This is a genomic window from Aquimarina sp. MMG015, assembly GCF_018100855.1.
Classification (GTDB): domain Bacteria; phylum Bacteroidota; class Bacteroidia; order Flavobacteriales; family Flavobacteriaceae; genus Aquimarina; species Aquimarina latercula.
In genome coordinates this window covers 537800-563554 of record NZ_JAGJEB010000001.1, presented here as the reverse complement: position 1 = coordinate 563554, position 25755 = coordinate 537800, and the positions used below count along the sequence as shown (strand labels likewise).

Here is a 25755-nt window from a genome sequence, read left to right as displayed (position 1 = left end):
CTATTGCTATACCAACACCTCTGTCTGATAGAAGGCTTCATAGGCATCTGCAAATTCATCTGGTTTTTTATATTCTAATACAGGTTGGTCGATAGTTTCTAAATGTTTAGAAAGTTCTGCTGGAATTTCTTCAGACCCAATAATAATCGCATCAGAATTATCAATCGCAACTTTCATAACATTGTTATACGTTGGTTTTGCTAAATCAGTGATCTTATCTTCATCAATACCATCAAATTTTACTTTCTCCAGCATGTTTTTATCCAATGTTCCTTTATATCCATGATCATAAACAGAAGTTACAATCTTACTATCATTAAACAAAGGTTCATTCGCATAATAGTTTCTAAGATATAGAGGCAGCATTGACGCTAGCCATCCATGAACATGAATTACATCTGGCGACCAATTTAATTTCTTAACTGTTTCAATTACACCTTTTGCAAAGAATATTGCTCGTTCATCATTATCAGGGAACAAGTTTCCTTCTTCATCAGTTAGCGTTGCCTTTCTTTTAAAATAATCTTCATTATCAATAAAATAAACCTGCATCCTTTCTTTAGGAATAGAAGCAACTTTGATAATTAAAGGCATATCTAGGTCATTAATGACTAGATTCATCCCAGATAAACGAATTACTTCGTGTAACTGGTGTCTTCGTTCATTAATATTTCCATATCTAGGCATAAAAATTCTAATTTGCCCGCCTTTACTATTTACCATTCGTGGTGCTTCAAAAGACATAGATGAAATCTCTGTCTCTGGTAGGTAAGGTATTACTTCTGATGATACGTACAATATCCTCTTGTCTTTCATATGATCTACTTTTCTCGTCTCCTTCGGAATAAATTTTTGCAAAATTACGAAAATTTATGTAGTCTGCCAGTAATATCTTATTTTTGCACGCCTTTAACTTTTAGATAAATGCGGGTATACGAGAAAAGACTGGACGTTGAACAAGATGTTGCAGACTTACATAAACAAAAAAAAAGCATTGGTTTTGTCCCCACAATGGGAGCTTTACACCTTGGCCACCTTGCTCTAGTAAAAAAAGCAATTGATGAAAATCAAATTGTAGTAGTCAGCATATTTGTTAATCCTACTCAATTTAATAATTCTGAAGATTTAATAAATTATCCACGTACTTTGGAGTCTGATATAGCACTTTTATCTCAAGTATCTGATGATATTATTGTGTTTGCTCCTCTACCGAAGGAAATATACGGAGAGGAAACAAAATCCATTAATTATGATTTTAAAGGGTTAGAAAATGAAATGGAAGGTAAATTTAGACCAGGTCATTTTGATGGAGTAGGAACCGTACTTAAACATTTTTTCACTATCATTTCACCAACTAGAGCCTATTTTGGCGAAAAAGATTTTCAGCAACTACAAATTGTCAGAAAATTAGTTGCAATCGAAAAAATGTCATTAGAAATTATAGGTTGTCCAATTTATAGAGAAGAAAGTGGTTTAGCGCTAAGTTCTAGAAACAAAAGACTAACCCAGGAACAACTTCTAACATCTCCTTTGATTTACAAAACATTAAGTCAAATCAAAAATGATTTTGGCACAAAAAGTGTAAAGAAATTAACAGATTGGGTTTCGAAACAATTTAAAAACAATGATCTTCTAGAACTAGAATATTTTGAGATCGCTAAAGTTTCTGACCTGAAATCAATCCGAAGAAAACGGAAGAACACTAAATATCGAGCTTTTATAGCAGTTTTTGCAGGAGAAGTTAGACTTATTGATAACATAGCCCTAAATTAAAAATAACTAAATTTGTAACATGTTTGTACACGTTGTAAAATCAAAAATTCACCGCGTCAAGGTAACTGGCGCAGACCTAAATTATATAGGAAGCATAACCATTGATGAAGATTTAATGGATGCTGCTAATATAGTAGAAGGTGAAAAAGTCCAGATCGTCAATAATAACAATGGCGAACGACTAGAAACCTATGCAATTCCAGGACCCAGAAACAGTGGAGAAATAACACTTAATGGAGCTGCTGCCAGAAAAGTAGCTAAAGGAGATATATTAATCCTTATTACTTATGCAATGATGGATATCGAAGAAGCTAAAAAATTTAAACCATCTCTTTTATTTCCTAATGAGGAAAATAATTTACTAAAGTAAAAGAGTGAACCCTAAATTTATAAAAATCTTAAAAATAATACTCCCATTTATGTTGGGAGTTTTTTTAATATGGTATTTTCTAAGCTCTGCAACTCCAGAGTACAGAAAAGAATTATTGGAAAACATAAAGAATGCTGATCCAATTTGGGTATTATTATCTCTCGGACTTGGTATTATTTCCCATATTTCCAGAGCGTATCGTTGGAAGTTTCTATTAAATCCATTAGGGTACAACCCAAAACTGTACAATAGTTTTATGGCAATAATGGCTGGGTACTTAGCGAACTTAGGCGTACCTAGATCAGGAGAAGTACTACGAGGTTTTACTGTATCAACTTATGAAAAAATTCCTTTCGAAAAAGCATTTGGAACCATCGTCTCCGAAAGAATAATAGACCTTATCATGCTAATTATTGTAACCACTGGAGCTGGTATTTTGCAAACTGAGTATTTACTTAATTTTCTAGAAGAGAAAAATATTAATCCTTTACTTACTCTAGGAATCATATTAGGATTAATTCTTTTAGGAATTTTAGGACTTAAGATCCTTCATAAATCATCTAATAAGTGGATAGTTAAAATTAGAGATTTTGGTATGGGTTTATTAGACGGAATGAAAAGTATATTCAAAATGAAACAAAAATGGGCTTTTCTATTTCATACACTATTAATATGGTTCCTATATATATTAATGTTTTATGTAGTAAAATTTGCTGTCCCTAATTTACACAGTGCTTCCTTAGGAGTAATTCTAGTAGCATTTGTAGTTGGTTCTTTTTCGATGTCTACTACTAATGGCGGGATTGGTATTTTACCATTTCCAATTGTAGTTGGTGCTGTTTTCGTTTTTTTTAGCTTCGAAAAAAGTGATGGAGAAGCTTTTGGATGGATTCTTTGGGGCTCGCAAACAGCAATAAATATTATTGTTGGAGCGTTATCGTTTTTATTCCTCCCCCTTTTAAACAGAGGAAAAACAACATAAAAAGAAAAATATTAAATCCTTTATAAACAATGTATTAATTGTTTATTGTTATCAAATTTTAAAGGTTTAAAATAATTTATATATTGTCACTCGCTTAACCTTAATCTTACTACTTATGAAGAAAAGTATATTTTTAATTCTTATATCCTTCTTTACCTCCATATCGTTTGGCCAGGTAAAATACGAAACATTTAGATCTATAAAGTTAGATCAAAACCGCGATTTAAAAATCCAACTACCTCGAAATTATGAGAAAAATGAGGATAAAATATATCCTGTTATCATTGTTTTAGATGGAGATCATTTATTTGAACCCGTAGCAGGTAATGTTGATTATTTTTCCTATTGGGAAGACATGCCAGAATCAATCGTAGTAGGAGTTTTACAAAGAAAAACAAGAGAGGATGATTGCAGATATGACTTAGCTAGCTACCTACCTGAAGGAAAAGGAGCTGCATTTTTTGAGTTTATTGGCCAAGAATTATTACCATATATTGACGAGACATATAGAACAGCTCAACTTAAAATGATCGTTGGTCACGATTATACTTCTAATTTTATTAATTACTTCTTATTTAAAGATAACCCGATTTTTCAAGCATATATAAATCTAAGTCCAGAATTAACCCCTCCAATGGAAGAGCGAATTTTTAATGTACTTAGCAATGCAAAATCAGATGTATGGTACTACCTAGCCACAGCTACAAATGATGCCGATAATATTAAGAAAAACCTGATAGCTGTAGACGAGAAATTAGCTACTATTGAAAATCCAGAAGTTAATTATTTCTTTGATAACTTTAACGAATCCTCTCATTATACTCTAGTAGGTAGTGCTATTCCAAAGGCATTAGAAACAATTTTCGAAATGTACCGCCCGATTAGTAAGAAAACTTATAAAGAAGACATTCTTACTTTAGAAACATCGCTCTATGATTATCTAGTAGATATATACGATACTACAGAAAAATTATACGGGTTTAAACGACAGATAAGAGTAAATGATTTTATCGCTATTTCTACCGCGATAGAAAAAAAGGAATTATGGGAGGAGTTAGAGCCTTTAGGAAAATTAGCTATCAAAGAACATCCAGAAACTATGCTAGGATACTATTATCTTGGTTTAGGATACGAACAACTTGGAGAACCTAAAAAAGCAATGAGAGCATACGAGAATGGATTCTTATTAAATGAAATAGCTTTTCTTACTAAAGACTATATGCTGGAAAAGGTGAATAAAATTAAAGAAGATTTTGGTTACTAATTAAGATACCTTCTTTTTTTAAAATATCTTAGAAAAGATCCTTAAACTAGGATCTTTTTGTTTTCTACATCGTTAGAAAACCAATTTAAATAATAGTATTTTTACTCCAATTAATAAGCTATGGCAAAAACTAAAACTGTTTTTTTCTGTCAAAATTGTGGTGCTCAATATGCCAAATGGCAAGGGCAATGCACATCATGTAAAGAATGGAATACCATCGCAGAGGAAGTAGTGCAGAAAGCTTCAAAAAATGACTGGAAAGACCCTAACACATCTTCCAAAGAAAATAGAATTTCTAAACCATTAAAAATTTCAGAAATTGATACTAGTCATGAAGCAAGATATAATACTGATGACTTAGAGCTGAATAGGGTTCTTGGTGGCGGGATTGTACCTGGTTCACTTACTTTATTGGGAGGAGAGCCTGGTATAGGAAAAAGTACATTATTATTACAGATTAGTTTAAAACTACCATATAAAACTTTATATGTTTCGGGAGAAGAAAGTCAGAAACAAATTAAGATGCGTGCAGAACGTATTCGATCTAAAACAGATAATTGTTTAATTCTTACTGAAACTAAAACTCAGAATATCTTTAGACAGATTGAAGCTACTGAACCGGATATCGTAATTATAGATTCAATCCAAACACTACATAGCGACTATATAGAAAGCAGTGCTGGGAGTATTTCACAAATTAGAGAATGTACCACAGAACTAATAAAGTTTGCTAAAGAAACTGCTACTCCTGTTATCCTAATTGGTCACATCACAAAAGACGGAAATATTGCAGGACCTAAAATTCTCGAACATATGGTAGATACTGTACTTCAGTTTGAAGGGGATCGAAATCACGTGTACAGAATTTTAAGAGCTCTAAAAAACCGTTTTGGATCTACATCAGAATTAGGAATTTATGAAATGCTAGGAAGTGGGTTAAGAGAAGTTTCCAATCCTAGTGAAATTCTGATCTCTAAAAAAGAAGAAGAGCTAAGCGGAACTGCAATCGCCGCTACAGTCGAAGGCATGAGACCATTGATGATAGAAATACAAGCACTAGTTAGTACTGCAGTCTATGGAACACCGCAAAGAAGTGCTACTGGCTACAATCTGAAACGTTTAAACATGATCCTTGCTGTATTAGAAAAGCGTGCAGGATTTAGATTAGGAGCTAAGGATGTATTCTTAAATATAACTGGTGGTATTTCTGTAGATGATCCAGCAATTGATTTAGCTGTAGTTGCAGCCATATTATCTTCTAATGAAGATATTCCTATAGCTAAAGATTTTTGCTTTGCAGCAGAGGTAGGGTTAGCAGGAGAAATTAGACCTATAAATAAAGTAGAACAAAGAATTCAGGAAGCGGAGAAATTAGGTTTTGCGACCATTTTCGTTTCTAAATACAATAAAATTTCTAATCAAAATACCGCAATCAACATTCAACTTGTTGCCAAAATTGAAGATGTAGTTGAGTATTTATTTGGTTAAAATCCAACCACTAAGGAGCTGGATTGGGTATTTGCGCGTGAACTTCATTAATTTCATTGATTATTTCGTTTGATAAAATCACATCGATGCTATTAATATTTTCGGTTAGTTGCTCGATAGAAGTTGCACCAATAATATTACTAGTTACAAAAGGTTGCTGATTCACAAATGCTAGTGATAATTGTGTCAGACTAATATTATGTTTTTTAGCAATCTCATTATACAATCTAGTTGCCTTATAACTATTCTCATTCATATATCGATTATAGTTAGGAAAAAGGTCAACTCTAGAGTTTTTAGGTATTTCCTCTAGATATTTACCTGTAAGCATCCCGAATCCTAGTGGAGAATACGGTAGATGTCCTACATTTTCGCGATGTAAAACTTCTACAAGTCCTATTTCATCTTTTCTATTTAATAAGTTATATGGATTTTGTATTGTAATCATTTTAGGTGCTCCTTTTCTAGCTTCTTCGGTATAACGCATCATACCATACGCAGTCTCATTAGAAACACCAATATTTCTTATCTTACCTTCTGTTATAAAATCATTAAGGCTCTCTAAAATTGTAGCAAAATTATCTTTCCAAGCATCTTCTTCATCATGTGTATATCCGAGTTGCCCAAAATAATTAGTATGTCTTTCTGGCCAATGCAACTGGTACAAATCAATATAATCAGTTTGTAATCTTCCTAAACTCTTATGAACTGCATCTCTAATTTCTTCTTTAGTAAAACCTTTATTCCTAATATGTTTAGAAAAATCCGCAGGACCAACAATTTTTGAAGCTATTACTACCTTATCCCTTTTTCCTGATTTTTTTAACCAACTACCAATTATTCGTTCAGTACTTCCTTGAGTTTCTTTTTTGGCAGGTACAGAATAAAGCTCAGCAGTATCTATAAAATTTACTCCTTGATTAATTGCGTAGTCTATTTGCTGATGACCTTCTAACTCGGTGTTTTGCTCGCCCCAAGTCATAGAGCCTAAACATATTTTACTAACTTTAATATCTGTATTTGGTAACGTTGTATACTTCATTCTCTAATTGTGGCTAATTTTCTAGATACATAAAGACTCAAAAATAAAAACTCTCTTTTTAGTTATTCAAAAAATTATCTTAATAAAACTGTAATGCGAGAACATTATCCACAGTAGTGATTTAAAACATCTACATAATTATAAGTCAAAAAACACTTTGCAAATAATCAACATATTGATTATTAAATACTTATGATAAATTTTGTTTTGTGGTATAATTATTCCAGTAGATTATATATCCAAGAAAGCAGTAAATTCTTGAGATGATGAATAAAACAACTAAACAAATTTACACCAACCAAAAGGAGGTTTATTGACAACCTCAAAATAAGGGTCCATTTTTGTCACCCTATACTTTTTTAACCGGAAAAAGAGCTTCTATAATAGGAGCTCTTTTTTTTATATAAAATCATTCTTAGCTTAAAAAATCATATATTTTTATATATATTTAATTGCATTTTGTATATTTTTATATACATTTTAACACAACTCATGCATAATCATTAATACAAATTCATGTTAAACACTCATTATAAGGATCTTAGTGAAGAAAACAAACAGTTTGCAGTCCACAGAATTGCCGCTAAAACACTCTTTACCACAAAAATAGTTCAAAAAGTATTACAACGTTATAACCCCTTAATGGAAATACAACAAAACAGAATTGTAATTAATCGTAATTCTTACCAGAAACTTATTCGCGAAATACGCAAAGAACATCTCTTAGCAAAATAAAAAACGGATGCAGTTACCCCATTACTACATCCGTTTCACAACTAACCAACCTAAAAATTAATTCCTCACACATCCAACACTTATTATTCTTTAGATTGATATAAAAGTATTGTCTTTCTGTGATTGATAAAAGCAATAATGAGGGAAGCAAGGCTTTTAATTAGGGAAATAGTCAGTTTTATTATGCAGTAATATATGTCGTAGTGAAAAGAAGCTAGTATTTCTAAAATCGATTTTAGAAAACAATCAAACTCTAATTTTAATTGAAAATGACTTTTAGGATATTTTATAGAGGTTGTTTTTACAAACAAAAAAAGCGCTTACCGCGCTGCTCTTATGATATCGGTAATATCTCTATTACTTTACCATATACATTTTTGGTCCATCCGTTGATGCGACCTCGATTGTTACCGATCAATAATCCTCGTTTTACATTTTTGCCTTTGACTAAATGTGTAAAACAATTTCCTCTTACTTTACAGAAAACAATGTCTCCCGCTTCGCAATCTTCCCAGTTTACGGGTTCCAATACAACGGGTTGTTTTGATCGTAAGATTGGTAACATAGAATTACCTGGTTCTTTGGAGACAATCGTCTCTCCATTCAATAGCTTTTGAATTTTCCAATTCATAATCATAGTTTTAAAAATTAATATTTAATTCAAAAACTATGGAGTATGGCTTTACAAAGAACATGTACCTAAGTACATCACAAAGATAAGTGTTTTTTAATAATCCTTATTGCTCTTCTACTTCATTTACTTTTTTGGTTACACCGCATTTTCTGCGAACCGTTCTTTCGGAAAGTGCCGCTGCATTTCTTGCCTGATTCTCAGAGGCGCGACCATCATTAATTATTGCATCATACACAGTTTTATTTTCTATAAGACCACGTAAAACACAAATAAAACCAGGACTGTCTTTACCTTTATAATGACTCTTTTTTTTAGGCTTCGTAACCAATTCGCCAAATAAACGACCTTTTAGTACTTTATCTTGATTAACCGCTACCACAAATTCATATAATAAATTCTCTTCTTCAGAATCCATATCACTCACTTTATCCAAAACATTGGAATACTGATCATTGGTGAAATCAAAATATTGATAAAAATCAAAATAAGTGCCTTGGTCTTCTTCCTCCTCTTCACCATCTTCTGAGTACTCATCACTTTGCGTTTCTTCTTCCTCGTAGTATTCTTCTTCGCTTTCCTGACTCACACCTTTAATCACAGATAATACTACTATTATAAAAATGGATAACCTCTTCATTTGCTGTATGGTTTTAAATTAATTTTGGGTATTATAAACGTACGAGAATGTTCTTTTGTTATCTATCTCCTTTATTTTTAAGAATTTTACGCTATGCATAATTAAGGATTTTATTTTTGTTTCCTAAATTCGTGGCATACTTTTTGGAAACTTCAAATTAAAATAGTTATTTTAAAGCGGTTTTTAAGATAACTTTAATACTAAATTTATATTTATTCCGTTTTGGAATACGTGAAATCAAATACGTAGTTTTGATACTAAATTATTATAACACCCAAATATTATGAAAAAATTATTTCTACTTTTACTTATGGTAGGCGCAGGATTAACCACCCAAGCTCAGGAAGATTGGACCAAAATGACTGAGATATTCGATCAGGTATATAGTCTTGCTACAGATCTTAATGAACAAACTGAAAAAGTTACCGCTCAAGGAAGTGTAATTTCTATTGTAACAGGAAAAGGTACCGTATCTGTTGAAAGAAAACTAGATCCTAAGAAAGCAAAAGAATTAAAACATTATAACTACAACCTGTTAACTTCTGCTGGGAAAGTAGTTGCTTTAGATAAAATGAATGCTGAACGTGTAATTGAGACATTTCAATCTAAACTTTTAAAACTAAAAGAAGAATTAAGAGTGAATCAAGATGCAGACGTAGAAAATATACTTAATAGTTTATTCAATTAAACCTATTAAGTACTTTATATAAAAAAAGCGCTCATTTGAGCGCTTTTTTTATACGTTCTATTTACTATTATATATCGTTTAACAATTTAGATATTTCATCTAACTTAGGAGTTAAGATTACTTCTATCCTTCTGTTCTTTGCCTTACCTGTTGATGTTTCATTAGATGCTACTGGAGAGAACTCTCCTCTTCCTGCAGCGGTGAGATTCTGTGCATCTATTTGTGGATTCTCTAATAAAAGATTTACAATCGCCGTTGCTCTCTTGGTAGATAAATCCCAGTTTCCTTTTAACTGGCCATTACCCGTATATGGTACATTATCCGTATGACCTTCTATAAGTACAGCAATATCATTATTTTCTCCTAAAACAGATCCTAATTGTTTTACCGCCTGTCTTCCCTGCGTTCCTACCGCCCAACTACCTGAAGCAAATAACAGTTTATTTTCCATAGAGATATACACTTTACCATTTCGTTCTTCGACCGTTAATCCCTTTCCTTCAAAATTTCGTAAAGCTTTAGAAATAGCACTTTTTAGAGCTTGCATTTTAGCATCCTTTGCTGCAATCAATCCTTCTAATTCATCTACTCTTTTAGAACGACTCTCTAAATCTCTCTGCAGTTTTTCTAATCGATTTCGTTCTGCAGCTAAGGTTTTTTCTTTTTCCTCTAGTTGCGCTAATAATTCTCTATTTCTCTTATTATTTGCATTTAGAGCTTCTGCACTATTTTTTCCTAATGCATCATATGAGTTTTTTAGATTTTCATAATTCGTAGAAAGCGCATCATATTTGGTTCGTAATTCATCTCTTTCTACCCTTGTCTTTTCATACTCCTTATTGAGCTGATCCAATGCCAATTTATCCGCATCACTAGTTTTTTGTAAAGCTTTATAGGTATCCTGCAACTTTCTATTATCTCTTTTTAATCGAGCATATTTACCTTCTAATTCCTTATGTACTTTAGAAGAAACACAAGAAGTTGCAAAAACTCCTATACACATTAGTATCGCAATTCTTTTTATCATAATTTTTTCTGTTTAAGTCATTCTGAACTTGTCGAAAACTAGACAGGTCTTAACACTTCGACAGGCTCAGTTTGACAATTTCTTACATATTTAATTCTACCATGATCGGACAATGATCACTATGCTTTGCTTCTGATAAAATAACGGCTCTTTCTAATTTATCTTGCAATGATTGCGCGACCATACCATAATCTAAACGCCAACCCTTATTATTAGCTCTAGCATTTGCCCTATAACTCCACCACGAATAATTATGAGGTTCAGTATTAAAATGCCTAAAAGAATCTATAAATCCACTTTCTATAAAATTACCGATCCATTCTCTCTCTACTGGCAAAAACCCTGATACATTTTTATTACGTACCGGATCGTGAATATCAATTGCTTGATGACAAATATTATAATCTCCTAGAATTACTAAATTAGGATGTGATTTTTTTAACTCATTAATATATTCCTGAAAGTCATCCATAAACTTAAGTTTATGGTCTACACGTTCTATATTCGTTCCACTTGGTAGATATAAACTCATAATAGAAACACCATTAAAATCGGCTCTAAGATTACGACCTTCATGATCCATATAATCGATACCTGTTCCGTACTCTATATGATCTGGTTCTGTTTTAGATAAAATAGCGACACCACTATATCCTTTTTTCTGTGCGCTATACCAATAATTATATTTGTATCCTGCATCTGCAAAAACATCGAGATCTAATTGTTCCTTATTTGCCTTGATTTCTTGTAAACAAATCACATCCGGATCTGCTTGTATCAACCATTCTATAAATCCTTTTTTTAGCGCTGCACGGATTCCGTTTACGTTGTATGATATTATTTTCATAGTATATTTTAAAAAACATTAGCTAAGATATTTTAAAATTACTTTTTCTGGTAATGATACCTACACAAATATAGATTCTAACATATATTAAAAACTACAAAATAGACTTCTTATTAATAGACATCCAACACCTCAATAGTCTTCTTTGGTTTTTTAGTTCGTATTCTGATCGTTTGGTATTGCCAACCATCATTTCTTTTATTTGCTACGACATCCATTTTTCCTTTTTGCTTAGATCCTTTTATCCCAACCGTTATAATCGCTTTACCTTCTTCGGCATATCGAACTTCCCCTTCCAGAAGCTCAAAAACACTAATTGGCTGTACTTCTCCCAAGAGTGCAATAACACGTTCGTCATCTTGTACCATATCAAAAGCATTATCATATACAGATGGATCTACCATAGCTTTGGTAAAATCACCTATTGGTTTCCCTAAAAGCACCAATAAGGTCAGGACAAATCCACTAATCAATGCTAAAAGCCCTAAAAACCAACTTCTATTCTTATGCCACCAACTTTTTTTATCTATATAATCAGTCATAAATTTTTTATTTAAATTATTTCGGACTAATAAAACTTAATCTTACTTTTATCGTTATTGCTATTATAAAAACCTTTCCAATCAATAGTTGTTGCATAAATCATAGTAATTTAAGAAGCTTAGCAAGTCTCTGTAAGTGAAAAACTTTAGTTTTGTATCGATGCGTATTTTTACGGTTTTAGGTTTTTTATTATTCTTTAGCACCAGTAGTTTACTAGGTCAAGATACTTTTGGTAATTTCAGAAGTAAAAAAGTACATGTTACTGATACTATCCGTATTGATTCTGTAAGTATCAACTCATTTAAATTCAAATTACTTTCCAAAAAAGGAATTGCTATAGACAGTACATTATATGACGTAAGTTTTAAAGATGCCTCTGTTGTCTTATCATCACAAGTAAAATCACAAAATGATTCAATTACCATACATTATTTTCGCTATCCTGATTTTTTAACTAAAAAGTATTTTGAATTCGATTCTTCTATCATTGTTGAAGAGAATGGTAACCTACAAAAACTATATAGCTTATCGGAAGCCAATAATAAAAAAGAGTTCACTCCTTTTGATGGACTTACCACCAACGGAAGTATATCAAGAGGTGTTACCGTAGGTAGTAATCAAAATACCGTTTTAAACTCTGAACTAGATTTACAGATTTCTGGTAAAATAAGTGATAATATATCCTTACGTGCATCAATACAAGACGCAAACGTACCAGTACAGCAAAGTGGATATTCACAAAATTTAGATGAATTTGATCAAGTTTTTATAGAATTATATAGCAAAAATTGGAATGTAAGAGCAGGTGATGTGCAACTGCAAAACACCACGAGTTATTTTAATAGATTCACTAAAAACGTACAAGGTATATCCATTAATGGAACTTTAAATCATCCCGAATCTAAGACCGATTTATTTGCCTCTGGAGCTTTGGTACGAGGCGTTTTTACCAGAAGTCAATTTACTGGCCAAGAAGGTAATCAAGGACCTTATAAATTAACTGGTCCTAATGGAGAATTATTTATTCTCATAGTCTCTGGAAGTGAACGTGTATATGTAAATGGATTACTCCTAGAAAGAGGTGAGAATAAAGATTATATTATTGATTACAATGCCGGAGAAGTTCGATTTAATCCTACATATCCTATTACATCAGATATGAGAATATCTATAGAATATCAGACCACAGAACGTAATTACTCTAGAATCATCGTTTATGGTGGAGGCGAACACAAAAGTGACAAACTAAAAATTGGGGCTTTTGTATACTCAGAAAATGATGCTAAAAACCAACCACTACAGCAAAACTTAAGCGATGAACAAAAAGAAACGCTATCCAATGCTGGTGATGACACTTCTCAAATGATTTCACCATCTGCTGTTCCAGATGTTTTTAGTGAAAACAAAATTCTTTATAGAAGGGATATGATAAACGGTCAAGAAGTTTTTGTATTTTCTAGTAATCCAGAGGATGAATTATTTAATGTTAGGTTCTCTTTGGTTGGAGATAATCAAGGTGATTATATTGTAGGAGATGTAACCACAATTAGTAGAATTTTTGAATACGTTGCACCTGTTAATGGAATACGTCAAGGTAATTATGCACCAATAATTCAATTAGTCGCTCCTACCAAACTTCAAACAGCTGTGGTTCAAGGTTCTTATACTCCAAACGAAAAAACATCTGTAGCATTTGAAATTTCAGGAAGTAAAAATGATTTGAATCTATTTTCTGATATTGATGATAATGATAATGATGGAGTAGCAGGGAGATTACAACTAAGGCAAAATATTTTTTCTAGAGATAGTAGCTGGACCATGAATGCGTTTGCAAATGGAGATTATATCCAGAAAGAGTTTAAGAGTATAGAAAGAATTTATAATGTAGAATTTAACCGTGATTGGAATTTAAACAACCCTCTAGGAGACCAGCAGTTTTTTACATCTGGTTTGGAGCTACTTCATCCCCAAAAAGGGTTTACTCGATACTCATTTCAGCATCTTAATTTTTCTGAAAACTATAATGGAAATCGACATTTACTAAGTACAGAACTAAAATTAAATAAACTTGGTGTTTCTTTATATTCTAGTTTATTAAATAGTAAGAATTCGAACTTAGATTCAAGATTCTTCAGAATCTATAATATTCTAACCTATAGCTTTCCAAAAAATTGGATCGGAACCAAAATAGGAATCGAGGAAAATAAAGAAATCAATCTAAGTGATCAAACTTTTACATTAAATACGCAACGGTTTAAATCATATGAGATCTACAGTGGAGTAGGCGATAGCACAAAAATATATACAGAAATTGGATATAGGCATCGTATTAATGATAGTGTTAGAAATAATCTTTTAAATAAAGTAAGTACCTCTAATACCTATTTTCTTAAATCCAACCTACTAAATACAACAAATACTCAATTATCTTTATTTATTAACTATAGAACATTAAATAATGAAGATCAAAATAGAGAAAATGAAGAGTCTCTAAATTCGAGATTATTATACAATCAGAAATTTTTTAATGGTAAAGTAAATTGGAATACGGTTTTTGAAACAAATAGCGGAACTTTACCTCAGCAAGAATTTACGTATGTCCAAGTAGATCCAGGACAAGGAACGTATACGTGGAATGATTACAACAATAATGGCATACAAGAATTAGAAGAGTTTGAAATTGCTCAGTTTACAGATGAAGCCATTTACCTAAGAGTATTACTCCCCAACCAGCTCTTTATAAAAACTCACCAAAATCGACTAAGCCAGATTATAACTCTAAATCCTCTTTCTTGGTCTGGATCAGATAACAAAACAAAGAAGTTATTATCACATTTTTATAATCAAACATCTTATATCATTGATCGAAAAAACCTTCGAGATGACAGTTCTTTTGATCTCAACCCATTTAAAAAAAATGATAACGAATTAGCATTAAACCTAAGTTTTAGAAATACCTTATTCTTTAATCGAGGAAAACAACGTTACACAACTTCATACACTTTTCTTTCTACTAAAAACACTAATTTACAGGTTACCGGACTTCAGGAAAATATTATAGATAGTCACCAACTAACATTTGCACATAAAATGGCAAAGACTTGGCTTTTTGATTTAAAAAATGAACTTGTTAAAACCGAAAGTATCTCAGAAAATTTTATCAATAGAAACTACCTTCTCGAAGGTTATAAAATAGAACCCAAATTATCCTACTTATTATCTCCCCAAACACAGTTTAGCATTTTTTATCTTTTAAATGATCAAGAAAACAATTCTGGAGAAGAAGTACTGACCCAACAAAAACTAGGTGTTTCTTTTGCATATGCAAATAAACAACAGATATCCATTTCTGGTGAATTTAACTATTTTAATAATGATTTTACAGGAAATGCTTTCTCTCCGGTGGGCTATCAATTACTTAATGGTTTGCAACCGGGAGATAATTACACCTGGTCTATGTTAGCCCAAAAAAAATTAACTAAATATCTCGATCTTAACATATCTTATTTAGGTAGAAAAAGTGAAACAACCAGTACAATTCATACAGGAAGCGTGCAACTTAGAGCATATTTCTAATTTTTTGTTCATCTTTTAAATAAAAAAATCTAATTTGTAATTCTTAAAACTAAAACCACTTAACAATGAAAAATATTCTTAAAATTTGTGTCGTGTTAATTTCATTACTTTCGTATAGCTGCGTTACAACTCAAGGAGCAGATGGAAAAAAAGGTGAAGATGGAAAAGAAAGTGCTCAAATTATAGATTCTAAAGAAATGATTGAAAAAGGTTTTATCAAAGGAACATTGTCTATCAATAAATCAAAAGACTGCTCATATATTCTTACAGTAGAAAAATATGCGGATAAGTTAGATCCAATTAATATTCAAGATTTCTTTAAAACCGACGACATGCCAGAAAAAGTATGGGTTAAATATAGTGATCTAAGAATGAAAAGCAGATGTAAGGAAGCAAGACCTGTATCAATACAGGAAATAAGTAAGCGTACTGATTAGTTTACAGAAAACTTGGCGGACTTTCCAGTTTTGCCACCTCCTAATCTAACAAAGTAAATACCCGTGCTAGCATATGACATATCCAATAAATACGTAAATCTGCTATTAGCATCTTTTTCTACTAGATTAGAAGCAATTGTTTTTCCTGTAATTGTAAAAATACTCAGCCTAAGGATATCATCTGCATTAACATCACTCATCGTAATCAAAAATTGATTATTAGGCTGACTAATCACTATAAGATCAGAATTTGGGTTTGTATTTTCTCCTATTTCTACAGTATAGTCATGAGTTGTACCAAACTGCATAGAACCACAAGGATCATTAAGATCAGATCCATTATTTGTATTCGTATCTCCAGCTCTAACTCTTAATAAATGGGTGCCTAATGGCGCGTCATTATTTAATGAAAAAAGAAAAGTCTGATTTACATTTTCTTCAGAAATCACTTGATTACTAATTACTAATTCTTCATCTTCAAAAACCGTATCATCATCAAAATCTATCCATAACGATAATTGTTCTGCATCACCTTCTGCAAAACCTGCTTGAACAGTAAGCGCGTATACACCGATAGACTTATCAAGATTAATTACCATACTGGTAAAATCTTCATAACCATCTCCACATTCAATATTCTGGTTTGATATATTAGAAAGCTCGAAAGAAGACAAACCATCTCCAAATCTCAAGCAATCTGATGTTGGTGAGCATAGTTGATGAACAACTTCTCTTGTAATGGCATCATTAAGAGTATCCTCATCTGTAGTTAAAGCAGTACCAATTTCAAATGAATAATTTGAAAATTCTGACAAATCAGCGGTAACTGTAAACGTATATTCTGCCGATTCTCCTACTGCAATAGTTCCAGTGAAAACCTCATTAACTGGAGTTCCTCCATCAAGTGCATAAAAAACAGGAATATTAGATTGCGGAGAACCTCCATAGTTTCTTATTAAAACCGTAACAGTTTCTGTAGAAGAAAGACCTCCTCCTGACACAGGAGAAACCAAACTTATCACTCCTACATCATTCAAAAACAAATTAGAAACCTCTTTAGTTGTACAATCGTTTTCTGGAGTTACATCACCCACTTGATTCGTTTCTGCAGAAATAAAAGAACTATTTCCTACTGTTAAATCGGCCGTAGCACTAAATGTAAATGATGCAGTTTGTCCTGCTGCAATAGATCCTGTAAAAATTTCATCCACTGTACTTCCTCCGTTAACCGAATAACTTACTGGAATATTACTTTGTGCTGTTGTCCCAAAATTTTTAATTGTAATTGTAATAACTTCAGATGTTGTAAAAGTAGCATCTTCTGGAGCATCAATACTAACAACTCCGACATCATTTGGTATATTATCTGCAATTTTAAAAACCCCTACAATATTTCTTGCATTATTTCCTGAATTCTCAAAATACTCTGCAATATGCCAAAAGGTTTGATCATCTAATGGATCCACAGTCATCTGTGCATAATCCCCATAACGATTTCTTGTAGTTCTATCAACATCGGTACCTATGGCAATTGTTTCTTCGGCAAAAGTCATGGTTCCCAAAGGATCATCTGCTAATCGACCAGTATACCTAATAGAAGCAAAACTATTTTGGCTTGCTCCATTATCTATGGTCCCCATAGTAGTATATCCCATTCCAATATTTCCAAAAATATCCATCGCCATACTCGCACACCAAGCACTTTTCCCATCAGGTGAAGTATAGGTTCCTTCTTGAAAAACAGACCATGGTTGATTATCACCACTCTGGCGAAGTTCATACCATCTGATCGCAGCTATATTATCTGAATCCTGACGACTATCAATATCTACTGGAAAATTTAATACTACTGAATTATAATCACAAAATCTTCTATAATTAGTAGCAAACATTACAGTTCCCTGTAATACATCAATATTTTGACCATCTGATCCTGGTTGTGGAAGATTTGCAAAGGAGCCTCCATCAAATGTAGAATCAAAAGAAGTGATATTACCATTACTTACGGTTAACTCTTCGGCCTCTGAGATTGTAGATTGTTGTGGATTAATCCAATCCACATTAATAGTCCATAACTTTAATGCATCTTCATTTACTCCTTGCCAATCATCATCCTGAAAATAAATAATTTTAGCATCTCCTACGGGAGGAAGTGTGCTTCCTATGGCATTGAATGACGCCGGACTATAAAAACCACCTATTCTTGCTCCTGGAAGAGGAAATCCAACCATTTGTGCAGTATCAACTCCAGCAAGCATTTGTTCTCTATCTATAACATATACTACTTCACTTGTCATTTGTTGACCTTGATCTTTATTAGCAGTTATATAATATCCATCAGACCAAATTGAAAATTTCGTGTAATCAGGAAAGCTACCGGTATTAAAACGATAGGTATACCAACCATCATTTACTGGATCTGACCCTCTACATACAGCAACCAAAAAACCATTAGGTGTATCACTAAACTGAGTAATAACGAATCGATCGGCAAAATTATCATAAAATACTATTGGATCTCCCAGTGATTCTCCTGGAAAAATATTTGCTAAAGAAGTAGAAGGTACTAATACATTTCCATTTCTATCATGAATAGCAAAAGCAGAATTTTTAGCACTTATATAATGATTAGGACCGATTGCTCCCGTAGGATCTGATGGTGAAGTTGTACTAGAATTGGTTTCAAAAACCAATGAAGGTGATCTATTACTTCTAGTATTACTTGCACTTTTTTGGTTTACTATTAGCGCGTCTTGTCCTTTTGGAAGTCCTTTACCGGGTACAATTTTATTCGCATCCGTTCTCTTAGGATTTACTTCTCCTTCTCTTGGTATCTCAGGAATTAGTTTTTTACCAATCAAAGGCTCTACTTCTTTCATATAATTAGAAGAAGTAACCAAAGTTGCCTTAGCGGTCTTTTTATTTTGAGAAAAACCAACTATACAAAAAAAGAAAAAAGAAAAGAAAATGATCCTTTTCAATAGCATAATAACAAGATTTGAATGACGGAATATCCTAATTTTTAAGTCAAAATACAACTAATACTGCAATATTTGATATTAATAATATAAAGCCTCTATTTTATTTAACGAATACATTAGTGCAAATATTTTCACCACACCCTATAATTATCAATGTAAAAAACTCGTAATAATCATATTCCTAATAATTATAATCAAACATTATAGAATGAGAATATTTTTTCAATGAAAACCAAAACTGGGGTAGGGATTTTAACAACATACGTGTTTATTATATAACAAATCAAACGAAATATAAATCATGTTTAAAAATTCACTCTTATTAATCCCATTACTCGTACTTTTTAGTTTTGGGACTTTTGCACAAACAAAACCTAGTGCAAAACCTAACTTTTATTCAAAATCCACCTCTATGAGAGTGGTGTCCCCTATTGGATCAAAAAAAACACTTATCCCAGCTAAAGACTCAAATGAAGAGATTAGAGATGGTAGATATTCCAAGGATAACAGATCTTCTAAAGGTAAAATCATTATCGGTAAAGGATCTACAGGAGATGACATCTTAGCTAAAGTACAAAAATCCAACACAACCCGTGTTCCTGGATTTGATCCTGAGATTGTTTTTGATACCACAGAACAAAATAGTCAACCTACAGACCCATCTCTAGCAGTTGGACCTAATCATGTACTTGCTGTATTTAATACTGGTTATCGAATTTTTGATAAAGATGGTAATCCACTTACAGGTAACTTATCTTCTAATAATATTTTTACAGCAGCTAATGTTTGTTGTGACCTTACTATATCCTATGACAACGCAGCTGATCGATGGGTTATGTCTATATTATTTTTTGATGGATCAGTAGAAGTCGCTGTATCTCAAGGACCAGATCCTATTAATGACGCTTGGTCTGTATATTCATTCGCAGGTATTGACGATTACCAAAAAGTATCTGTATGGTCAGATGGTTATTATATGACTGCCAACGTAAACTCCGGTTCTGCAGATACTCAAAATTCAGTTTTTGCTCTAGAAAGAGATGCTATGTTAGCGGGAGCAACCAGCGCACAGATTATTGGTTTTCCTTTACCAGGAATAGCTACTGATGGTTTTTACGCTCCTCAAGCTTTTAATATTAGTGATGATAACTTACCTGCAACAGGAAACGCACCAATCGTATATATGCAGGATGATGCTTTTAATGGAATTACAGAAGATCATATCAAAATATGGACAATTAATGTAGATTTTACAACTCCTGCCAATTCTACTATTTCTCAACCCACGGAATTAACTACTACGCCTTTCATTGGAGCTTTTGATGGAGGCTCCTTTGCAAATCTTACTCAGCCAGGTGGACAAGATATCGATGCTTTACAAAATACAATCATGAATCAAGCACAGTTTCGAAAATTTCCTACTCATAACTCGGCCTTATTCAATTTTGTTGTAGATACAGATGGTGGAGCTGGAGAAATTGCTGGAGTACGTTGGTTCGAATTAAGGCAATCTGGTGATGGTCAACCGTGGACTATCTACCAAGAAGGCACCTATACTTCACCTGATGGGAAAAATGCTTGGAACGCTAGTTTAATTATGGATGACAACGGAAATATAGGAATGGGATACACTGGTATGGGTGGTACTACCGATACCTTTGTAAGCTCCTATTATACTGGAAGGTTTGCAGATGATCCCTTAGGGACAATGACCATAGATGAAACATTAATTGCAGCTGGTGGTGGAAACATACCTGGTTCCGAAAGATATGGGGATTACAGTAAAATTGATCTAGATCCATCCAATGGAGAAAAATTCTGGTTTGTAACTGAATATGTAAATACCACAGGTAATAGAGCTAATGTTGCAGGTGTTTTTCAGATTGCTCCTAGCAACACAAATGATGTTGGCGTAGTATCAATTGATATACCTCAGGAGGGAAGCTTCACTAACGCAGAAGATATCACTATTGAAATTCGTAATTTCGGAAGTGCTCCAATTTCTAATTTCGATGTAACTTATCAAGTGGATAGTGGTGCTATAATAACTGAAACATTTACTGGCACTATCGAATCCTCCAGTATAGCTACTTATACATTTACGCAAACAGCAGATTTATCTACTGAAGGTCAGACTTACACAATCACAGCATCTACGAATTTAACAAACGATGAATTAGACACAAATGATCAAACTTCTATTGTAGTTAATCATTTAGCTCAAAACGATATAGGAATTATCGCCATACCAGCACCTATATCCAGTGATGGATTGGGAACAGAAGCAATAACAATAACTATAGAGAATTTCGGTACTCGAGAACAATCAAATTTTAATGTATCCTATGTTATTAACGGTGGAACTGTGGTTACGGAAACAGTAGCAGGACCACTTGCAGCGGATAGCACAATAGATTATACTTTTACAGAAACTGCAGATCTATCACAATCAGGGTCTTATGAAATAGTTGCTACTACAGTGCTATCGAATGACACTAATACTAGTAATGATAGTTTTACCGCCACTGTAGAAAATTTCACTTGTAACTCGGAAAACAATACAACACCTGTTGCGATAAGTGAAAGTGGTACTCCAACGATAACTTCTGAAATAGAAATAACAGAGAGTGTTATAATTTCTGACATAAATGTATCTCTTAACATAGAACACACTTGGAATGAAGATCTTACTATTACATTAACAGCGCCAGATAACACAACTATAGTTGAATTAACAAGTGTTAACGGAGGTAATAGTGATAATTACACAAATACTATGTTTGATGACCAAGCAGGAAATCCAATTACAGGAGGAACGGGACCTTTTACAGGAACCTTTCAGCCAGAAGGAAATCTTGCCGATTTTAACGGATTATCTTCTGCAGGAACTTGGACACTTACCATAGCGGATGGAGCAAATCAGGATGGTGGACAATTGTTAGATTGGGCTATTGAATTCTGTGAAGTTGAAGATATTACACTTGGTATTAACGAAAACCTAGATCCAAATACTGACTTAAAAATTATTTATAGAGAAAATAATCAATTCGAAATACGATTTGATTCTGACGCTGTTACAGATCAATTAGAAATGGATATTTTTAACCTAAATGGTCAAAGGCTATTAAATTATAGACTAAATAAAACAAACAACATTGGTTATGTATATGACCTTAATATGTCTTATGCTTCTGCTGGTATATATTTGGTAAGAATTAAAGACAAGCAAAACAAATCTAAAATAAAAAGATTTATAGTTAGATAATTGTAGTTACATTATAACCCAAAAAAGAGGTCTGAAAATTGAATTTTTAGACCTCTTTTTATTTATTTAATTCCAGTATTGAAATGTCTTATGTTAAACTCTTATTTCAACCAATTTTCTGCATCAACTTTTTCAGAAATAATAGATTTAAGTTCTGAAATCGGAACACGTTTCTGCTCCATAGTATCTCTATCTCTTATAGTTACTGTCTGATCATTTAAAGTATCGTGATCTATAGTAATACATATTGGAGTTCCTGCAGCATCTTGCCTTCTATAACGGCGTCCTATTGCGTCTTTCTCATCGTAAGCAACATTGAATTTCCATTTAAGATCTTTTACAATTTGCTCTGCAACCTCTGGTAAACCATCTTTTTTAACTAGTGGTAAAATTGCAGCCTTTACAGGTGCAACAACAGCAGGTAGTTTTAATACTACTCTACTAGATCCATCTTCTAGTTGTTCATCTTGTAAAGCGGTAGAAAAAACAGCCAAGAACATTCTATCTAATCCTACAGAAGTCTCTACCACGTATGGCACATAACTTTCTTTTAATTCAGGATCAAAAAACTGTAATTTTTTACCAGAAAATTCTTCATGTGCTTTTAGATCAAAATCAGTTCTAGAATGAATCCCTTCTAATTCTTTAAACCCAAATGGAAAATTAAATTCTATATCAGCTGCCGCATTTGCATAATGCGCTAATTTATCATGATCATGGAAACGATAATTTTCTTTTCCTAATCCTAATGATAAGTGCCAGTTTAAACGTGTTTCTTTCCAGTACTCATACCATTTCATTTCTTCTCCTGGGCGAACAAAAAACTGCATTTCCATTTGTTCAAACTCACGCATTCTAAAGATAAACTGTCGTGCTACTATTTCGTTTCTAAATGCTTTACCTGTTTGTGCGATTCCAAAAGGAATCTTCATTCTACCAGTTTTCTGAACATTCAAAAAATTCACAAAAATACCTTGAGCAGTTTCAGGTCTTAAAAATAAATCTGTAGCAGATTCTGCAGATGCTCCTAGTTTTGTCCCAAACATTAAATTAAACTGTCTAACATCTGTCCAATTCTTAGATCCTGTTTCGGGATCTGCAATACCTAACTCTTCTATCAATGCTTTTACATCAGCTAAATCTTCGTTTTCTAAAGACTTCGCCATACGTTTCAACACTCTTTGTTGTTCCGAAAGATATTTTACAACTCTAGGATTCGTTGTAACATATTGCTCCTCGTCAAAAGAATCTCCAAATCGCTTTTTAGCTTTGTTTATCTCTTTTTGAGCCTTTTGATATTGTTTTTCTGCATAATCTTCCAACAATACATCTGCTCTATATCTTTTTTTAGAATCTTTATTATCTATTAATGGATCATTGAATGCATCTACGTGCCCTGAAGCTTTCCATGTTGTAGGGTGCATAAATATGGCTGCATCTAAACCTACAATATTCTGATGCATATACACCATACTTTTCCACCAATATTCTCTAATATTCTTTTTAAGTTCTGCTCCATTTTGCCCGTAATCATATACCGCACTTAATCCATCATAGATCTCACTAGAACCAAAAATATACCCATACTCCTTAGCGTGGGCTATAACTTTTTTAAATTTATCTTCTTGATTTGCCATTGCGCAAAAATAACCGAATTTACAAGAATTGGAAACGAATTTATTTAATTAATGACCGTATAAAGTAATTTCTGACAAAAACATAAAAAAACCACCATATCAATAATAACATGGTGGTTCATTTTTTATATGTTTAACTATCTTATTTCAATTCAAACTGTGTATTAGATATCATTCTAGGTCCAGAGAATAAATTTACTACATAATTACCTTTCATCAATTCACCTTCTGCAGTATCTACTAAAACACACACATCTAAGGCGTCATTCTCATAAAATACCTTATTACGACCACTATATGTTAATACAGCATCGTCAAAATTTACAGAAATTTTATCTCCAATTAGATTATTTTCTGGATTGATTACCTGAACAAATAATTCTTTATCTCCTTTTTCGGTTAACTTATTTGGTGAAAGTGTAAAACAAACTCTTACCTTCTCTGCTCTACTAGATCTAGAAGTAGTAGTGATTTTTCCACTATTACGAACTCTAACTCCTTCGGCTTTAATTCCTGAAGCCTGAAGAGCAGAACCTCTTTCTACTATTTCAGCTAATTTACTATTCTGTGTTGCTAAAGAATCGGAAAAAACAATTCTTTCTGTCAATGCTGTAGAAGTACTATCTAAATCGGTAGCTAACTGCGCATTTGCAGTTGTTAAACTATCCGCTAGTTTAAATAACCTTTCTCGTTCTTTTTTCAACTTACTAACTTCTCTTCTATATCTTGCGATCAAAGCTACGTTAGCATCATAGTCTTTTAAACTATCTAGCAAAACAACAACACGCTGTTTTTCTTTTAATAAATGATCATCCATTACTTCATTTAGAGCAATAGCATTATCATATTTTGTAATTAATTCCCCAAGCTCACTCTCAATTAAATCCTTTTCCTGTTGCAAAATTGCTTTTTCTCTCTTTTCTTCGTTGTAAAACTTATACGTGAAGATCCCCAGAATTAATAAAAGAGCTCCCAGAACACCGATTAGTATCTTAAGGGTCAAGTTATTGTTTTGAGTTGTCATAATAAATTTCTAATTTTTGATGGTTACGTTAAATAGTAAATTTAGTTAAATATAATAATTAATGTTAATTCACCTAATATGTTAAGCGACTTAGCTTATTTATTTTATCCTATATATTGTGCTGCCTGTGACAACCCGTTATACAAAAACGAAAGAATTTTATGTACTTCTTGTAGACATAAACTTCCTTTAGGTAATTTCCATAAGGTTAACGCTAAAAAGATCGAAAAAGTATTTTATGGGCGTGCTAAAATAGAAAATGCAACCTCTTTATTGGTCTTTGAGAAGGATAGTTTAGTACAAAATTTGATTCATAATCTTAAGTATAGAGGTAGAGAGGAAATAGGAAAAGAACTCGGTGTTTGGCTAGGTCAAGAACTAAGTCAATCTTCTGTTTATCAGAATATTGATACTGTAATACCAGTACCTCTTCATCCAAAGAGATTACGCGAAAGAGGGTTCAATCAGGTGGAAAAGTTTGGACAAGAGATTGCAGAAAAATTGAATGCAGAATATGTTGATTTTGTTTTGAAAAAAAATTCCTACAATAAAAAACAATCAAAAAATAGTCGTAATACACGTTGGATAAACACTTCTGAAACATTTGGAATACAAAATGAGTCTTTATTGGCAAACAAACATATTTTGATTGTTGATGATATTGTAACTACAGGTGCTACTTTAGAAGCTTGCATACAAGTTCTTAAATCAATACCTGGTATTAAAATAAGCATTGCGACTATGGCTATCACTCTATAGATTTTTTGTTTGTTATAAATAGTCGTTTCTTTGTGTCTTTAAAAAT

The 25755-nt window shown here is 32.6% G+C and carries 21 protein-coding genes; 11 read left to right on the top strand and 10 right to left on the bottom strand.

Annotation, left to right across the window (positions count from 1 at the left end):
• Positions 1 to 6: 6 nt before the first annotated feature.
• On the bottom strand, positions 7 to 816 hold the full coding sequence (locus tag J8L88_RS02415; protein ID WP_027394760.1) for a glycogen/starch synthase: 810 nt from the start codon (positions 814 to 816) through the stop codon (positions 7 to 9).
• Between the two features lie 108 nt (positions 817 to 924).
• On the opposite strand from J8L88_RS02415, the gene panC reads away from it, so the two are divergent.
• From panC to radA, 5 genes are all read left to right on the top strand, one after another.
• Positions 925 to 1773, top strand: coding sequence for a pantoate--beta-alanine ligase (gene panC / locus J8L88_RS02410; RefSeq protein WP_211059840.1), 849 nt, complete (start codon positions 925 to 927; stop codon positions 1771 to 1773).
• 19 nt (positions 1774 to 1792) lie between these two features.
• Positions 1793 to 2143 carry an aspartate 1-decarboxylase gene (gene panD, locus J8L88_RS02405; RefSeq protein ID WP_118388009.1) on the top strand — a complete coding sequence of 117 codons (351 nt, stop codon included), beginning with the start codon at positions 1793 to 1795 and terminating at the stop codon, positions 2141 to 2143.
• 4 nt (positions 2144 to 2147) lie between these two features.
• On the top strand, positions 2148 to 3125 hold the full coding sequence (locus tag J8L88_RS02400; protein WP_255420140.1) for a lysylphosphatidylglycerol synthase transmembrane domain-containing protein: 978 nt from the start codon (positions 2148 to 2150) through the stop codon (positions 3123 to 3125).
• Positions 3126 to 3240: 115 nt separating this feature from the next.
• On the top strand, positions 3241 to 4389 hold the full coding sequence (locus J8L88_RS02395) for an alpha/beta hydrolase (protein ID WP_118388013.1): 1149 nt from the start codon (positions 3241 to 3243) through the stop codon (positions 4387 to 4389).
• A 120-nt stretch (positions 4390 to 4509) separates the two neighbouring features.
• Entirely contained in the window at positions 4510 to 5877 is a 1368-nt protein-coding gene (radA, locus tag J8L88_RS02390) for a DNA repair protein RadA (protein WP_211059839.1), read from the top strand.
• Positions 5878 to 5887: 10 nt separating this feature from the next.
• Here the strand turns inward: radA and J8L88_RS02385 are convergent, their stop codons facing one another.
• On the bottom strand, positions 5888 to 6919 hold the full coding sequence (locus J8L88_RS02385; protein ID WP_211059838.1) for an aldo/keto reductase: 1032 nt from the start codon (positions 6917 to 6919) through the stop codon (positions 5888 to 5890).
• Positions 6920 to 7435: 516 nt separating this feature from the next.
• Here J8L88_RS02385 and J8L88_RS02380 point away from each other — a divergent pair.
• Positions 7436 to 7654: a hypothetical protein gene (locus J8L88_RS02380; RefSeq protein ID WP_027394753.1), complete on the top strand. Its 219-nt coding sequence runs from the start codon at positions 7436 to 7438 to the stop codon at positions 7652 to 7654.
• Between the two features lie 334 nt (positions 7655 to 7988).
• Here the strand turns inward: J8L88_RS02380 and J8L88_RS02375 are convergent, their stop codons facing one another.
• Positions 7989 to 8285 carry a hypothetical protein gene (locus J8L88_RS02375; protein ID WP_211059837.1) on the bottom strand — a complete coding sequence of 99 codons (297 nt, stop codon included), beginning with the start codon at positions 8283 to 8285 and terminating at the stop codon, positions 7989 to 7991.
• A gap of 106 nt (positions 8286 to 8391) precedes the next feature.
• Positions 8392 to 8925, bottom strand: a complete 534-nt coding sequence (locus tag J8L88_RS02370; RefSeq protein ID WP_211059836.1) for a hypothetical protein — start codon at positions 8923 to 8925, stop codon at positions 8392 to 8394.
• 283 nt (positions 8926 to 9208) lie between these two features.
• Here J8L88_RS02370 and J8L88_RS02365 point away from each other — a divergent pair, with 283 nt between their 5' ends.
• Entirely contained in the window at positions 9209 to 9613 is a 405-nt protein-coding gene (locus J8L88_RS02365) for a hypothetical protein (RefSeq protein WP_211059835.1), read from the top strand.
• Positions 9614 to 9680: 67 nt separating this feature from the next.
• On the opposite strand, the gene J8L88_RS02360 is transcribed toward J8L88_RS02365, so the two are convergent.
• From J8L88_RS02360 to J8L88_RS02350, 3 genes are all read right to left on the bottom strand, one after another.
• Positions 9681 to 10640 carry an OmpA family protein gene (locus J8L88_RS02360; RefSeq protein WP_211059834.1) on the bottom strand — a complete coding sequence of 320 codons (960 nt, stop codon included), beginning with the start codon at positions 10638 to 10640 and terminating at the stop codon, positions 9681 to 9683.
• Positions 10641 to 10722: 82 nt separating this feature from the next.
• Complete coding sequence (locus J8L88_RS02355) at positions 10723 to 11487, bottom strand: exodeoxyribonuclease III (protein WP_118388021.1); 765 nt, start codon at positions 11485 to 11487, stop codon at positions 10723 to 10725.
• A 113-nt stretch (positions 11488 to 11600) separates the two neighbouring features.
• Positions 11601 to 12029 carry a cytochrome c oxidase assembly factor Coa1 family protein gene (locus J8L88_RS02350; protein WP_118388023.1) on the bottom strand — a complete coding sequence of 143 codons (429 nt, stop codon included), beginning with the start codon at positions 12027 to 12029 and terminating at the stop codon, positions 11601 to 11603.
• A gap of 160 nt (positions 12030 to 12189) precedes the next feature.
• Here J8L88_RS02350 and J8L88_RS02345 point away from each other — a divergent pair, with 160 nt between their 5' ends.
• Both J8L88_RS02345 and J8L88_RS02340 read left to right on the top strand, forming a co-directional pair.
• Positions 12190 to 15606 (top strand): hypothetical protein, encoded by a 3417-nt coding sequence (locus J8L88_RS02345; RefSeq protein WP_211059833.1) that lies wholly within the window; start codon positions 12190 to 12192, stop codon positions 15604 to 15606.
• Between the two features lie 65 nt (positions 15607 to 15671).
• Positions 15672 to 16043, top strand: a complete 372-nt coding sequence (locus tag J8L88_RS02340) for a hypothetical protein (RefSeq protein WP_118388027.1) — start codon at positions 15672 to 15674, stop codon at positions 16041 to 16043.
• On the opposite strand, the gene J8L88_RS02335 is transcribed toward J8L88_RS02340, so the two are convergent.
• A complete protein-coding gene (locus J8L88_RS02335; RefSeq protein ID WP_211059832.1) occupies positions 16040 to 19030 on the bottom strand; it encodes a GEVED domain-containing protein in 2991 nt (996 codons plus the stop codon). The genes J8L88_RS02340 and J8L88_RS02335 overlap by 4 nt on opposite strands.
• A gap of 295 nt (positions 19031 to 19325) precedes the next feature.
• Between J8L88_RS02335 and J8L88_RS02330 the strand changes: the two genes are divergently transcribed.
• Complete coding sequence (locus J8L88_RS02330; RefSeq protein WP_211059831.1) at positions 19326 to 22289, top strand: proprotein convertase P-domain-containing protein; 2964 nt, start codon at positions 19326 to 19328, stop codon at positions 22287 to 22289.
• A 101-nt stretch (positions 22290 to 22390) separates the two neighbouring features.
• On the opposite strand, the gene J8L88_RS02325 is transcribed toward J8L88_RS02330, so the two are convergent.
• Positions 22391 to 23926, bottom strand: coding sequence for a glycine--tRNA ligase (locus tag J8L88_RS02325; RefSeq protein WP_027394741.1), 1536 nt, complete (start codon positions 23924 to 23926; stop codon positions 22391 to 22393).
• Between the two features lie 142 nt (positions 23927 to 24068).
• The gene (locus J8L88_RS02320; RefSeq protein WP_035086134.1) at positions 24069 to 24950 is read right to left on the bottom strand and encodes a hypothetical protein; all 882 of its coding nucleotides are present in this window, start codon (positions 24948 to 24950) and stop codon (positions 24069 to 24071) included.
• A 78-nt stretch (positions 24951 to 25028) separates the two neighbouring features.
• Here J8L88_RS02320 and J8L88_RS02315 point away from each other — a divergent pair, with 78 nt between their 5' ends.
• Positions 25029 to 25709 carry a ComF family protein gene (locus J8L88_RS02315; protein ID WP_211059830.1) on the top strand — a complete coding sequence of 227 codons (681 nt, stop codon included), beginning with the start codon at positions 25029 to 25031 and terminating at the stop codon, positions 25707 to 25709.
• The last annotated feature ends 46 nt before the right edge of the window (positions 25710 to 25755 follow it).